General features: G+C 59.3%; 13 protein-coding genes and 2 pseudogenes. 5 read left to right on the forward strand and 10 right to left on the reverse strand.

The annotated features are described in order from the left end of the window. Positions 1–19: 19 nt before the first annotated feature. Positions 20–300 (forward strand): annotated as a pseudogene (locus tag FZP69_RS09960) (alanine--glyoxylate aminotransferase family protein); the annotation flags it as partial. Positions 301–309: 9 nt separating this feature from the next. Here the strand turns inward: FZP69_RS09960 and FZP69_RS09965 are convergent. The 3 genes from FZP69_RS09965 to FZP69_RS09975 form a co-directional block, all read right to left on the reverse strand. Next, entirely contained in the window at positions 310–1,320 is a 1,011-nt protein-coding gene (locus FZP69_RS09965; RefSeq protein ID WP_152041156.1) for an NAD(P)-dependent alcohol dehydrogenase, read from the reverse strand. Then, positions 1,320–1,571, reverse strand: a complete 252-nt coding sequence (locus FZP69_RS09970) for a hypothetical protein (protein WP_152041157.1) — start codon at positions 1,569–1,571, stop codon at positions 1,320–1,322. Before FZP69_RS09970 ends, FZP69_RS09965 begins: the two co-directional genes overlap by 1 nt. A gap of 414 nt (positions 1,572–1,985) precedes the next feature. Further along, positions 1,986–2,567: a tyrosine-type recombinase/integrase gene (locus FZP69_RS09975; RefSeq protein WP_152041158.1), complete on the reverse strand. Its 582-nt coding sequence runs from the start codon at positions 2,565–2,567 to the stop codon at positions 1,986–1,988. A 1,399-nt stretch (positions 2,568–3,966) separates the two neighbouring features. Here FZP69_RS09975 and FZP69_RS09980 point away from each other — a divergent pair. The 3 genes and pseudogenes from FZP69_RS09980 to FZP69_RS23010 all read left to right on the forward strand — a co-directional run. Further along, on the forward strand, positions 3,967–4,896 hold the full coding sequence (locus tag FZP69_RS09980) for a carbohydrate kinase family protein (protein WP_152041575.1): 930 nt from the start codon (positions 3,967–3,969) through the stop codon (positions 4,894–4,896). A gap of 277 nt (positions 4,897–5,173) precedes the next feature. After that, positions 5,174–5,485 (forward strand): thermonuclease family protein, encoded by a 312-nt coding sequence (locus tag FZP69_RS23005; protein WP_240137524.1) that lies wholly within the window; start codon positions 5,174–5,176, stop codon positions 5,483–5,485. Between the two features lie 12 nt (positions 5,486–5,497). After that, positions 5,498–6,040 (forward strand): annotated as a pseudogene (locus FZP69_RS23010) (lamin tail domain-containing protein); the annotation flags it as partial. 100 nt (positions 6,041–6,140) lie between these two features. Here FZP69_RS23010 and FZP69_RS09990 read toward each other — a convergent pair. The 4 genes from FZP69_RS09990 to FZP69_RS10005 all read right to left on the reverse strand — a co-directional run bounded on the left by FZP69_RS09990 (position 6,141) and on the right by FZP69_RS10005 (position 8,781). After that, a complete protein-coding gene (locus FZP69_RS09990) occupies positions 6,141–6,641 on the reverse strand; it encodes an SWIM zinc finger family protein (protein WP_152041159.1) in 501 nt (166 codons plus the stop codon). A gap of 294 nt (positions 6,642–6,935) precedes the next feature. Beyond that, positions 6,936–7,322, reverse strand: coding sequence for a type II toxin-antitoxin system VapC family toxin (locus FZP69_RS09995; RefSeq protein WP_152041160.1), 387 nt, complete (start codon positions 7,320–7,322; stop codon positions 6,936–6,938). Continuing rightward, positions 7,312–7,560, reverse strand: coding sequence for an AbrB/MazE/SpoVT family DNA-binding domain-containing protein (locus tag FZP69_RS10000; RefSeq protein ID WP_152041161.1), 249 nt, complete (start codon positions 7,558–7,560; stop codon positions 7,312–7,314). Before FZP69_RS10000 ends, FZP69_RS09995 begins: the two co-directional genes overlap by 11 nt. A 516-nt stretch (positions 7,561–8,076) precedes the next feature. Next, a complete protein-coding gene (locus FZP69_RS10005) occupies positions 8,077–8,781 on the reverse strand; it encodes a hypothetical protein (RefSeq protein ID WP_152041162.1) in 705 nt (234 codons plus the stop codon). A gap of 635 nt (positions 8,782–9,416) precedes the next feature. On the opposite strand from FZP69_RS10005, the gene FZP69_RS23400 reads away from it, so the two are divergent. Further along, positions 9,417–9,674, forward strand: coding sequence for a hypothetical protein (locus tag FZP69_RS23400; RefSeq protein WP_192918524.1), 258 nt, complete (start codon positions 9,417–9,419; stop codon positions 9,672–9,674). 417 nt (positions 9,675–10,091) lie between these two features. Here FZP69_RS23400 and FZP69_RS10015 read toward each other — a convergent pair whose 3' ends face one another. From FZP69_RS10015 to FZP69_RS10025, 3 genes are all read right to left on the reverse strand, one after another. Further along, positions 10,092–10,961 carry a CPBP family intramembrane glutamic endopeptidase gene (locus tag FZP69_RS10015; RefSeq protein WP_152041163.1) on the reverse strand — a complete coding sequence of 290 codons (870 nt, stop codon included), beginning with the start codon at positions 10,959–10,961 and terminating at the stop codon, positions 10,092–10,094. A gap of 79 nt (positions 10,962–11,040) precedes the next feature. Then, positions 11,041–12,285 (reverse strand): serine hydrolase domain-containing protein, encoded by a 1,245-nt coding sequence (locus tag FZP69_RS10020; protein WP_152041164.1) that lies wholly within the window; start codon positions 12,283–12,285, stop codon positions 11,041–11,043. Beyond that, positions 12,282–13,217 (reverse strand): CPBP family intramembrane glutamic endopeptidase, encoded by a 936-nt coding sequence (locus tag FZP69_RS10025; RefSeq protein WP_152041165.1) that lies wholly within the window; start codon positions 13,215–13,217, stop codon positions 12,282–12,284. The genes FZP69_RS10020 and FZP69_RS10025 overlap by 4 nt, the downstream gene beginning before the upstream one ends. Positions 13,218–13,391: the final 174 nt, after the last annotated feature.

Consider the following 13,391-nt stretch of genomic DNA (forward strand, 5'->3'; position numbering starts at 1 on the left):
TCGGTCATCGCTTTTGATCCACCGAGCGATGGCCGAGTACCCCGGCGAGTGGCCCACGAGTGCTTCGCGATGTTCCCGGAGACGGGCTACGAGTCCCAGATCGTCGCCTGCATCGAGAACACGGGGGGCATCGACGTGGCGGCGACAATCGACGAGGTCTCCGAACGCTACGACATGGCCTTCTCGAACGGGTACGGCTCGACGCTTGGTGAGCGGGCCTTCCGGAGCGGGCACATGGGCGAGCACGACGTCGAGAGCAGCAAGGCTCTGACCGAAGCCATCGAGGACGTGGCTGGGTTGTCGGTGCCCTCAGACCGTAATCACGATTCTTCCACGCACCGCGCCGGTCTTCAGATAGCGAAAGGCCTCTGAGACCGACTCAAGTGGGAATGTCCGGTCGACAGTCGGAGTGAGATCGCCCGACGCCAGGGCATCCGCCAGGAACCCCATGGCCTCGCCCTCCGCCGGCGTGGAGAAGTTCATTCCGGCGAGGTGCGGGTCCCAGTTCGACTTGAGTATCACCTCGATGGCCTGCGGAAGATAGCCCAAGTACCGACCACCTGTTGCGCCGAAGTGTTCGTGCGCGATGAGGAAGTACTGCCCATCGTCGGTGAGCGCACGCTTGCATCTCGAATACGAGAAGTTCCCGGCGATGTCGAATAACCGGTCGTACCGCTGGTCGCCTGCCGTGAAGTCCGTGGTCTCGTAGTCGATGAGGTGGTCGGCCCCGAGCGATTCCACGAAATCGAGCTTGTCGACACTGTCCACGCCGGTGACTTCCGCGCCGGCGCCCGCGGCCAGCTGGACGGCGATGGATCCGACCCCACCACCGGCTCCATTGACGAGTACGTGATGATCGGGCCCGACCTCGCCCAGGTGGTGGACGTAGTGGTAGGCGATGAGCCCAGCGTTCGGAACGGAGCCAGCCTCCACCAGAGTCACCTCCTCGGGCACGCCTGCGAGACGGTCGGCGGGCACAGTCGCGTACTCCGCGTATGTCCCGCCGTTAGCCAACAAGACACCGCCAATGTCTCCACCGAAGACCCGGTCCCCCGGCTCGAAGGTGGAGACGTCTGGCCCGACTGCCTTGACCTCTCCGGCGAGGTCCGTGCCGGGGACGGGGTTCTTGGGTTTGCGGAGCCCGGCCCCCAGGAGTCGGAGGACTGCAGGGCGGCCCTCGACAGCGTGCCAGACGTCGGGGTGAACCGAGGCGGCCGCGACGCGGACCAGGACCTCGTCGGGGTTGGGGGAGGGCTTGTCGATCTCGCGGAGTTCGAGGGCGTCCGGGGTGCCGTATCTGTCCTGGTAGACGGCGCGCATCACGCTGCCCGCCAATCCTGGGACTCAGCTGGCGGTTCGGCGAAGGCCCGCCCCACGACTGAATCACACGTATTGAACGGTAGGAAAATTCCTGTAACATCAATCGAGACGTTATCACTCACCTCCGTTTCGGAAAGCTGCTTTCCAACCTCTTTTTTAACATCTTTTATATAGATCTCTCTATCTACGTTCCTATCAACTATTGTCGCCCTATAATGAAGGATATCTAAATTTGTTGTGCTGGAATTCATTCTTGTGGTATCGGGATATAGTTCTAATCTGTTAAAAATTATTCTTGTCAAATCGAGTGATGGAAGAGCGAGCACTGGCAACCGAATAAACGCAGTTTCTGATGATGATCCCTGGCATGAGCTTCTATTCGTCGTTGCTGATCACGGCCGAAATCGGTATGCAGCATGAGCGCTGAAACATCACCGAATTTTGTTAGAACCGGCGTGCAAGATACAGAGCGCGTATCGATCACGGTGCGAGTCTGCCAGGGAATCGTTCTGCTGAATTCGTGTTTCGTATCCGCATGCCGTTACTGACAGGACTTCAGCACACGTGCTAAACTCATCCTCTATATCTTGCACGTCGATTTCAGCAAGTCAAAATTCCATTATGTTTGGAAGTATGAGAACTTCTGCTACTCACTGTCTCTGCGGTTATACTTCATTGATGTGATCGTAGATTCGCTCAGTCGTCTGTATCGAGCGGTGCCGAAGCCGGTTCCGGACGTCGTATAAGATGTTTCCTTCCTCAGCGTTCATCATCCGCCACGCGACACTATGCCGGAGCGCGTGGGGCGTCACGTCGGAGGCATCACCACGGCTCCCGTCGATTTTGAACGGACGAACCTCGGCTGCTTCGACGACCTTGTGAACCAGATCGCGAACGCCCTGGGTCGAGATCCGATCGGACGATCTCGAGGGGAAGAGCGCGGAGCTGTCCTTCCAGCGGTTCGTGAGATACGATCGGAGCAGTCGAGTGGTATCGCTCGCGAGTCCGAGCGTCTTCGGCGGGGGAGTGTTTTCGCTCGGGTAGTCCTTCTGGATGTGGGATGGGAGATAGAGCTTCGTGGTGCTATCTCGCAGGTAGTCGACGTCGAGGGCGACGAGTTCACCGACACGTAGCCCGGTATCGTACAGCAGCGCGATGATCGCCTCGTTCCGCTGCTGGAGATACTCGGCTCTGGTCTGGTAACACGCCGTGCGGAGGTCGTCGACCTGATCCGGACGAAGCAACACTTTCGCACGAATTTAGGAGTTTGCAGTTTCGGACGTGGTGTAGGGTGCTGTTTATAAACAGGATTACGCTCTGCCCACTTGAACTTAGGAGTCTGTATGTAGACTCCTAAATTCGAGTTCAGACAGCGGACACCTCTCCCCGAAGGAGGATTTCTCCAACGTGAGTTTTCACCTTTCAGATCAGTGTCGAGAGAGAGAGAGATATCAGAACCGATGTAATGTATTGATGAAATATTTTCTAATTGACGATAAATATACTTATTTGTCAAAGAAAAGTAAAATTTTAATTGCGGTAATCCCCTTATTCAATTCATGCGCATTGGTCGCATCCCACAGTTCATGATGATTGGCGTGGTCGTGATGAGTCTTATAATCGGAAGTGGTGTGATGTACACCCACCATTCAGCAGACACCACTTCGTCCATCGGGAAAGAATCCGTTGTCAGTATGCCAGTTCCCACTCTCACCTGTCCTCTTATTCTGTGTCCACCGACACCAGGAATGGAGTGGTTGTATGAACAAGTTGACCCGTGGGACGAAGAAGAGGCCGTGGCATGATTGACAGAGACCAATTGATGATAATTGCTGCTATCGTCGAATCGCACGTTAGGCGCGACGTCGGCGACGCTGTCCCGATTAGCGTGATCGGCACCGAATCGTTACCCCACACGGTAGACTCAACAGAGTCTGTGGGGTAACTCACGAGTCTGACGTAACCAATGTGACCGACCGAACCGGCCCACAGCGCGTTGAAACAAGGGGATCCACGGTCCGAGCCGCGGAAACGCGTCGCCAACCTCTTCAAGAAACAGAGATGGGTCTGCCCACTGAATCTTATTGAGACTCTCACACCCACGTCGTAACGCGATTTCAAATAACAAGGGACATTACGCACGCGAACACTCCTCTGCGTCCACTGCGTCCGCGCTGGCTGCTTCCTCTGCCCGGGACCTATCACTCGGCTCAGTAAGATTCGCGTCAGCCCAGTCGGGCTCCGTCCGCGAGAGATGGTGACGGAGTCGTGACGAGATGACGAGTCGGACGTCGACCACGTCAGCGAGCTCGTCGAGGACGTCGAGCGCTCGCTCTCCGGTCCGCGCGTCGTCGAGGGACGTCCACGCCGCGCCGTCGAGAAATCACCCGATGGCCGGTGGCTTCTCTCTCGTCAAGAGCAGCCGAAGCGGCCCGGCTCGGAGGCCGTCGAGACCCATGCCCTCGGGCACCTAGCCCGTACTGATCTCGGTCACGCACGTGTCACACCTATTGTAGTCTTGGGATTTCGGCATGAATGTCCCCACACCTCGACCGATTTCGATGAGCGGGGGAGTGAGAGTCAGTACGCGTGCTGGAGACAGTCACTACTGTACGTTCAAGACACTTGGTCGTCTGTGTAGGCGTAATGCCGTCGAGAGATGTCGTCACGGTCGGGAGTGCCGTCATCGATTACATCTATACACTCTCGAACCTGCCGGAACCCGACGGCGGTGCGTTCGTCCGAGACCACACGAGCGATGTGGGTGGTGTGGCAGCGAACGTCGCATCCGGAGTCGCTGAATTCGGGAACGAAACAGGGATCATCACACGGCTTGGCGCTGATGCCGCCGCTGAGATCACCGACGACTTACGTGCACGCGAGATCGATTGTACGCGGATTCGGTCTGGCTCCGAGGAGTCGTCGTACACGTTGATTCTCCGCGGACCGGGTGGAGAACGGATGATCATCGCAGGCGGGCAGAGCGTCCCGAACCTTCGGCTCGACGACCGTGATATCGCCTACGCCAGTGAGGCCGAGGTGGTCTTCACCAGTGCTTACGCTCCCGATGCGGTGGTCTCGAAACTCGTGACCGCGCGTGAACAGGGTGAGATTTCGACGCTCGTGTTCGACCTCGCTGGGCCGCTCCCGGAACTCGAAGGTCGGGGGACCACCCCATCGACCATCGACCGGCTGTTGTCTGTCGTGGACCTCTTCGTGGTCGGTGAGGTCGCTGCAGGATCGTATTTCGATGGTGGGGTCGAGGACGCTGTCGCTGCGCTGGCCCGACAGGGCGTCCCTCGGGCCGCAGTCACGCAGGGCGAGAACGGGGCGTTCCTTCTCGACGGTGACACAGTGACTGAGGTTCCTGCCTTCGACGTGGACGCTGAAGATACGACCGGTGCTGGCGACGCCTTCACCGCGGGACTGATTCATCGCTGGTTGCTCGATACCGATTCGGTTCGAGAAGCAGGGCAGTTCGCCGCTGCTGCGGCAGCACTCACCTGCACGACGGAACACGCCCGTGGTCACCTCCCAACTGAGGCCGATGTGCGAGCGTTCCTCGCGAACCACTGAGGAACGGACTCGACGAGACGCTCGCCTGGCGCTTCATCGATGGGATTGGTCGTCTCTGTCTCGTGTCTGCAGACGTTCCGACGATTGCGCCATCGGCAATCGAAAGCTAGCCGGGTGCTGAGTTGAGTGCTGATCCACGTGACGTACCGTTGCCGATCAGAAACGATGTCGGTCGACACGTGCGCTGAAGACCGCACCGAGCGCCCAAACCACAACAGCCACCCGCCAACAGAACACAGGCCGGCATCACTTTGTAACGTTAGACGCAGTCAGAACTGTGTCTCGACGCGACGTACTCTCCGCACTCACGCTCTCGATACTCGTCTTCCTCGCGGGGTGTACGGCTGGCGTCTCTCCATCGGATCCGTCGACAGAACCGACTGGCTCTGGGACACTCGAACAGGGCGTTACCGTCACGGTCGTAGAGGTCACTGACGGCGACACGATTGACGTTCGCTTCGACGACGGTCGAGAGGAGACGATTCGACTGCTCGGCGTCGACACGCCCGAGGTTCACGCCGAGAACGCACCAGGGGAGTGGGAGACGATTCCCGACACGCAGGCCGGCCGAGACTGGCTCCGACAGTGAGGCTCGAAGGCCAGCGACTTCGCGAGGAGCGATTTGGACGGGGAGCGGGTCGACATCCGCGTCGACCCCGACGCGGACCGCCGCGGTGGCTACGGCCGCCTCCTGGTGTATCTCTCCACGGCCGACAGTGAGCATTCGTTTAACCGCCGACTGCTCGAGCGTGGATACGCCCGCCTATACGAGTCGTCGTTCTCGATGCGCGACGCGTTCGCCGCAGCTGAAGCGGACGCTCGTGAGGCCGGGACCGGTGTCTGGGGGTTCGACGATGGGGCCAAAAGGCAACCGACAGCGAGCGGGCAGGAGTCACCGCTCGAACTCGTCGAAATCCACGCCGACGCGGCCGGGAACGACAACGAGAACCTGGATGACGAGTACCTCGTCTTCGAGAACACTGGGTCCGAGCCGGTCGACATCTCCGGCTGGACGATCTCCGATGCGGCAGGACACACGTACACCGTGCCGGACGGTGTCGCGGTTGCGGCCGGTGCACGGATCCGCCTGGTGACTGGCTCGGGGACGGACACAGCGACGACCCTCTACTGGGGTAAGGACTAGGCGCTCTGGAACAACGATGGCGATACAGTGATCGTGCGGACCGCGAGTGGAGAGACGGTGCTGCGGCGGTTGTACTGACTCGAACGCGGAGAAGTGCGACTCAGGGAGAGTGCTGGTCATCCGGGTAAGCCTCAGCACGACTCCGTGGTCTGAAACACTCCCCGCAGGGGAGTGAGTCGAGCGACTCACAGGTCTCACACGTGCTCGGATCGGTCGGAGCGGTCGGAGACGAGTTATCATCGGGATCGACCCTCGAATCCCTCTGCAAGGTGCCAGTTGGCAACCAGGAGTATCCCCCGTCAGCGACGGCTCGTGCCCGTGAGACTATCTCGAGTAGTGGTCGTCGAATCGCGACCGCAACGCGGTGCTTGCACGCGCCCTCGAATCGGGCATCCGCAGGGCAGGTACACGCGACTGGCACGCCGTCTTCGACCGTCACGCGATACTCGTGATTTTCGGGATCAGCGTAGCTCTCGTTTCGAACGAGGAGGCCCTCAGGAACGAGACTGAACTCGAACGCTTCGTACTGTGCACGCTTTCTGATGCGACTCGTGAACTCGAGGTGCGACAAGGGATGTTGTCTAAGTCTCCGATGGGACATCGGTATCACCGCGAGAGGCCACACCGCGACCAGCCGAACGCACGGAGGCTGGGTCTCGTTGTGACGCCCCGCACCCCTGCGGGGCTGATAAACTCTCCCGCGAAGGCGACCGTTGGAACATCCTTAACGAGGGGCCGAATCAGGTGCTTCGGAAACGGTGGAGATCTCCCCGATTCGAACCGTTCAGGAGGTCAAAACTCAAGCCTTGACGGATTTATCGTATTATTAGTTAGTTGACATCTAGCACCCCTTCAGTATTGGACTGAATAGGTGGACAGCAGCTCGTGGTGGGAGTTATTTATCAGATTCATTGCTCTCGGAGGGTTCGAGTCGGACACGTTTCACGCCACCGAGTCGGTCGTACGCTCCATCACTGGAGATGATGCTCCCCCCGGAGAGCGCGGCGTGGAACGCGTCGAACGTGTGCAGTCCGTCCTCGATGTTCTCCGACGCCTGATACACGACATCGGGATCGCCGTGGTACGTCGCCAGTTCGAGTATCGCCGTCACGGCTCGCTCACGGTCGAACGCGAACCGCTCCTCGATGAGAAACAGTTCGACGAACGTCACTAGCGAGACGTCGAGTTCGCCTTCGTATTCGTCAAGCAGCTGTTCAGCACGGTCGGATAACCAATCGTCGTTCTTCAGGAGCGCCAGCCAGAAGTCGAGATCAGCGTACATGCTCGCCAGTCTGTTCGCGTGCTTCCTCACGGGCTGCGTCTTCGAGAGCTCCCAGGGAGGCCTCACGCAGCTCGTCAGAGGCCGCGGCTCGGAGCTCCGCCAGTGGGTCATCGGGGATCGGAACCAGTTTGATTCCGCTGTCGAGTTCGACGAGCCGGAACTCCTCACCGTACCGTTCACGGACGTCCTTCGGTATCGTCAGTCGGCCGCGTTCGTCTGTCTGAACTTCTCCACCCATACGTGTTCAAAGAGATGGGTACAGTTAACTGTTATTCCCACTAATCTCTCAGATATGGGTTTATTGTGGCTGTTTTGGGCAGTGGTCGCCGAATCGCGACCGCAATGCAGTGCTGGCATGCTTCCTCAAGTTGCGCCAAGAGAGCGTTGTCTGAGTCTCCGATGAGACATCGGTATCACCACGACCAGCCGAACGCACGGTGGCTGGGTCTCGATGTGACGGCCCGCACCCCTGCGGGGCTGATAAACTCTCCCGCAAAGGCGACCGCTTAATCATACCGGAAGACGGTCCGAACGGGGATGTTCGGAAACATCGGAAATCTCTCCAGTTCGATACTTTCGGGAGCACAACCGGGTCATTACCCGGGGATCAATCCAGTGGACATCGACGAGTGTCGCTGCTCCGATTTCGAGAGGGAGGGTCAGGCCAGCCTCGGATGTGTGTACCCGGCAGAGAGCGCGGTAATTACAGGCCCGAATCGAGAATTCAGACGGGGTCCATGCAGTCTGACTCCGGTTACTCGTGCCAGAACTCACCCGTATTCCAGATGGTCACCCCATAGTGTGCGGTGAAATCGGCCACCGAGACATCGAAGACCTCCTCGGTCACCAGGTCGAACAACGTCAGGTGTTCAGTTTGTCGGCTGTCGGAGGTCTCCTCCACCAGTTCTCGTGACCCATCAGGGGAAGCGGCGACGTCTCGGGCGACATCAGAATCGAGTCCTCGATCTATTCGTTCGGCGTTCTCACCATCTTCAGCCGAAGGCTCGTCGTCCACCACTGGTTCGGGCGGCAGTTCGAGGACGTACATCGCGACAAACGACCGAGCCTCGTCGAGGGAAGGGAATCCGTCAGGAGGGGTGCCACGAGCGAGGTGGTCGGCGGTCAGTGAATCAACACGGGTGAGGTACTGACCGGGGTAGACAGTCGAGCTGAGTTCAGCGGACAGGTCCACATCAGGCTCAAGATGGAGACCAGTACCGCTGTCCTCCCGCGGCTCGGGATATCCGGCCGTGGAATACCGGTGTTTGTCGTAGATCGTGTCACGTTTCGATCGCGGGTTGATCGACGCATCGTCTAACAGCTCCCCGTCAGGCCCCTTGAGCGACACCCAGAACTGATCACCATCTCCCGTCATCTCGAAAGAGATGCCCGGGCGCACGTCTTCGATGACCAAGTAGAGGTCGTCATCGCTACCGTAGTTCTCCAAGTGGGGACACATGGCGGGACCTCTGACGGGAGATGGGATAACCGTAGTGCCGCCTCCCCTCCGCTCGTGTCGGTCGGATTTCAGGGCGACGACGACGACAGAATTGCCCGCCGCGGTTGTGATACCCGGTGTAGGCCCCGACAGTGAGACCGGGTTCCCCCAACGGGAGCCCTCCTCAACCCTGAGTTCGGCCGACGCCTCAGGTTGCGGATCGTGGCTAATAAAAACACGGATTGTGACGGAAAAAGAACTGATCAACTCTCACTAGTAATTGCCTCAGCCAACCACACCCATATTAAAAACACGGTGGAGGAACGGACCCATAGCTCCCTACAGCCATACCGGATCGGAGTCGAACCATACACTGCAGAACAGGCCTACACCATCCTTGAACAACGAGCCAGGCACTCACTGAAGCCTCGAAGCCTGCACCGAGAAGCACTCACCTACATCGCCTCCACCACACAAAACATCAGTAAAGCACTGACCTGGCTCAAAACCAGTGCAGAAACCAGTAACAAACCAATCACCGAAAACCACGTACAAAACACTCAATCAAAAGCCGAACAACGATACGCAGAACACCTACTCCAACCCTTCAACCAACACGGAAGTCTTCGCTCATCAACGCGCTTGCAAAGAAAGAGGTGGCGAGCGTCGGGGCCATCACACCAGAGACGGAAGACTCTGAAAAGTACGAAATCGAGTTCTCGGATCGGTACGCGACGTGGGATGTCGTCGACTCTCGGGGGGCTCTTCGAGAGCGTTCCCGCGAACGAGGAGGTACCAGGAGGGACAATCGAAGCAATCGCACAGGATATCGAAGAGTATCACCCGGATATTTTGATCCATGTCATGACTCCCGGCCAGGCGCGTGCTGGGAAACACGATTTCGAGGCTGTTGAACGACTGGAGGAACGTATCCCCGGGGGTCTCCCTCCTTTCCTATACTGTATCAATCAAGTAGACAACTGGCTGCCACCGGGCCACGGTATCGAACCCGAACTCGAAGAGTACAGTCATTACAGGCCACATGACTCCGATGGCAACGAGCTCCCTGACCGAATGATCGATATACCGACCGAAGTGGAAGTATTACACGACAGACAGACCCGAGAGAAACGTAATCTTGCTAGTGACGTGCCCCCGGTAATCGCCGACAGCCGGAGAAATCAATCCCTCTCGGATCACTGCATTGAAAATTGCGAGGACGGCCAGTCCAATCCATACACCGAGTGCATACAGAAGGCGGTTCGGTCGAATCGTTCGCTGCTGCGTAACTGATCTCCGTTTGGTCATAATGTACATCCCCTCCGCTGGTGCTAATCCGCAATCTGAGGCGGCGTTGGAACGATATCACGCTTTGTCAGTGTCTTTGAACCCCATATTCCCACGACGAGGAGGGCAAGAAGCACCCAGACGGGGTAGAAAAATTCGTCTGCAACCTCGACGGACGTTGCCACGAAATTCACCCATCCGTGGAAGATGATGATACCGAGAATGCTCCGCGAGGTATGATTGTACACCCAGGTGAAGACAACCGAGAGCGCGACGACACCGATCATGAACAGCCAGAAGCCCGTGGTTGCGAATCCAACCACATCCCTGTGGAACGAACCTTCGATGAAGAACAATGGGAGATGCCATCCCGCCCAAACTACACCAAGGATCAAACTGGCATTGAGTGCCGACCAATCCATCTGCAGACGATCTAACGCGTAGCCGCGCCATCCCAACTCTTCCATGATCGGCGGGAGCGTTGAAATGAAGAGTGCTGGTAGTATTGCCAAGGGATTGCTGGTCGTCTCCTGGATCACTTCGCCCCATGTTATGCCTGGACCTCCCAAGAGGGAATCCGCGATTGCTGCCACGACAGTTACCACGATCGGGATCAGAAGGATAACAAGGAACCATCGCACGCCGATACGGCTAACCCCCTTGATGCGATTCCAGAAATCCGCCCTGCCCTCCTCGCCATATACGAGGTAGATAAATCCGATACCGGCCGCACTGGGGCCGAGAAGGCCCAATAATTGCATCACCACTCCTTCAGCGGTCTGAAAATTGATTCCCAACACTATTGTCAACAGTAAGATAGTCCACGTAATGGCGTACGTCACAGCGAAGAACACCCACGGATTTCCAACCTCCACCGACGTCCTGCCGATTGTTCGGCTCCCAGTCTTGTGCATGATCTAACTATTAGTGTCCATAAATACTTAATAATGAGCTTGAGGCCTTCGAAGGCATCACGCCCACGGGAGCGATCCGTCAGTAGAACCCGTCCAGGACTGCGGTCTGGAGCCGGCCGAAGACGCCCGCCTGATCGATCGTCGAGAGGTTACTCAGCACCGCGATGGTGTACTCGGGGTCGTCGTGATGCATCGCGATCGCCGAGTAACCGGGGATCGTCCCGGTGTGCCCCACGAGTCGCTGGCCGTCGATCACCAGGTTTCGAACGCCCAATCCGTAGCCGCGCTGGGTCGTGACGTCCTCATCGGGCGCGTCCACGAACGTCCGCATCTGCGAGAGCGTCGCCTCGTCCAGGATCTCGCCAGTGAACAGTGCCCGGACGAATCCAGCGACATCGGACGCCGTCGAGAGGATGCCGCCAGCAGCGTACGCGCCGGTTTCGAGTGATGTGCGGAAGGCAGTCAGGTTTCGACGGCCGAGGTCGAAGATGGACTCGTCGTATCCGTTCGCGATCCGGGTATCCTCTGGGTAGTCGAGGTAGTACGTCCGGTCGAAGCCCGCCTCCTTGCGCACGACGCGGCGGACGAGCGTCCGATAGGACTGTCCCACCAAATCCTCGAGAAGGATACCGAGCAGCACGTAGTTGGAGTTCGAGTACTCGTGTCGAGCGCCCGGTTCGAACCGGAGCGAGGAGTCACGAATAACCTTGAGCAGGTCACTCGGCTCCCACGTCTTCGTCGGGAGCCCGAAGTACCTCGCCCCGAACCACGCGTCGCTGGTGTAGTTCGGGACGCCACTCGTGTGGTTCAGCAGCGTCTCCACGGTGACCTCGCTCGCGTATTCGAGGTCGACCCATTCATCTATCGGGTCCGACAGCGACAGGTCGCCCCGCTGGACCCGATCCAGCACGAGCGTCGCCGTGTAGAGCTTCGTCACGCTCCCGACGTACAGGTGATGCGCGAACGAGAGCGGGATGTCGTCGTCGTGGTCCGCATTCCCAACGGTTCCTCGCCACCTCGTGCCGTCTTCAAGAATCGCACACGCCTGGAGGCCGACGTCCGACCGTTCGGCGCTGTGCTCGTGGAGTTCGCTCAGCAGTCGCTCGGCCGGGACGTCCCCCGCGCTTGGTCCCGAGACCCGACTCCGGTCCGGGTCGTCGATCCCGAGGCTCACCCGCTCGTTCTGACCAGTCAGGTAGAGGATCCGCCCGGTCCAGCCAGCGACTCCGAGTGCGCCACCTAACCCCGCCGCACCGGCGGCCCGCAGAAACCGCCGGCGTGTACTCCCCGGGTCGTCCCCGCCGGCTGACGAATCTTCGCTCATCTCTGCTGTTCCTGACCGGTCCCCTGCGTGCCCTCCGGCGTGCCAGCCGGCGCTGAATCACTGTTGTCCAATCCGAGGAGACCGGTGTCGGGCACGTCGTGGTTCGAGAGCCGTTCGGTCCCGAACGCGCGGACGACCACGACGGCGAGACCGACCAGCACGACTGCGGAGGTAATCTCTGCGAGGAAGTTCAGCCACGGGTCGGGGATCCCGCCAGGGACGAGCGCAGCCTTGTCCGCGGGGTGAAACACGCCGATACTGTTCATGCCAGCGTGGAAGATGGCGGCTGCGAGGACGCTCTCCGTGTTGTTGTACATCCAGGTCCAGAGAACCGACCCCGCGAGGATAGTCCCACCCCAGATGAGCTGCTGGGAGATCGGCCAACTGCCGTGTGTGGTGTTCGCGTTCAGGAACAGCGGCAGGTGCCAGCCGGCCCACGCCACCCCGACGAGCAGGCTCGTCACGAGGGCGCTGTAGCGCTCCTGTAAAACCGGGACCATGAACCCGCGCCAGCCGAGTTCCTCCTGGCCGCCACCCCAGACGGTCCCCCAGGCCATCACGAAGAGATAGACCCCCGGAAACGGTAGTGCCTCGAAGTCGACCGGGCCACCCAGCGCCACGTAGAGACCGCTCCCGAGAGCGAGGACGACGAGCGGGATGAAGAACGCGGCAGCCCACCACTTCGCACCGATCCGCCACCGGAAGAACTGGCCGACCCACGAGCGCAGACTCCCACCGGCCGCCCAGACGACCACGGCGGCACCGACCGGCGGCCCAAACGCACCGAACCCGACCAGGATCGACAACGTCCACGATGCGCCCATCCCCGAGGCGGCAAGTAATCCCTGTATCGTCCAGGTAAACCCGTAGGCGACCGCCAGGAAGCTCGCGATCCGATGGCGGTCGATCCACGAGCGAACGGAGGGGACCATATGTCGGGGACTGCAGGCGCTTCGGATTAATATCTGCCGTCGATTCTGTCCCCCCGCGGATTTCACAAAACGTGGGCTCTTCGAGCCCGTTAGCCTACGATCGACGGAGATGTACACGTCGAGACGGCGTGCTTCCTACGAGATAGGATCGATGTCATCGATTTAATCTGTCGA

Source organism: Salinigranum salinum (genome assembly GCF_009176545.1).
In the GTDB taxonomy this organism is placed as follows: domain Archaea; phylum Halobacteriota; class Halobacteria; order Halobacteriales; family Haloferacaceae; genus Salinigranum; species Salinigranum salinum.

Excerpts from the sequence above, each read along its gene's own strand:
- FZP69_RS09965 (WP_152041156.1), bottom strand. The coding sequence starts at position 1,320 with ATGCGCGCCGTCTACCAGGACAGATACGGCACCCCGGACGCCCTCGAA.
- FZP69_RS09970 (WP_152041157.1), bottom strand. The coding sequence starts at position 1,571 with ATGAATTCCAGCACAACAAATTTAGATATCCTTCATTATAGGGCGACA.
- FZP69_RS09980 (WP_152041575.1), top strand. The coding sequence starts at position 3,967 with ATGCCGTCGAGAGATGTCGTCACGGTCGGGAGTGCCGTCATCGATTAC.
- FZP69_RS09990 (WP_152041159.1), bottom strand. The coding sequence starts at position 6,641 with ATGTCCCATCGGAGACTTAGACAACATCCCTTGTCGCACCTCGAGTTC.
- FZP69_RS09995 (WP_152041160.1), bottom strand. The coding sequence starts at position 7,322 with ATGTACGCTGATCTCGACTTCTGGCTGGCGCTCCTGAAGAACGACGAT.
- FZP69_RS10000 (WP_152041161.1), bottom strand. The coding sequence starts at position 7,560 with ATGGGTGGAGAAGTTCAGACAGACGAACGCGGCCGACTGACGATACCG.
- FZP69_RS10005 (WP_152041162.1), bottom strand. The coding sequence starts at position 8,781 with ATGTGTCCCCACTTGGAGAACTACGGTAGCGATGACGACCTCTACTTG.
- FZP69_RS10015 (WP_152041163.1), bottom strand. The coding sequence starts at position 10,961 with ATGCACAAGACTGGGAGCCGAACAATCGGCAGGACGTCGGTGGAGGTT.
- FZP69_RS10020 (WP_152041164.1), bottom strand. The coding sequence starts at position 12,285 with ATGAGCGAAGATTCGTCAGCCGGCGGGGACGACCCGGGGAGTACACGC.
- FZP69_RS10025 (WP_152041165.1), bottom strand. The coding sequence starts at position 13,217 with ATGGTCCCCTCCGTTCGCTCGTGGATCGACCGCCATCGGATCGCGAGC.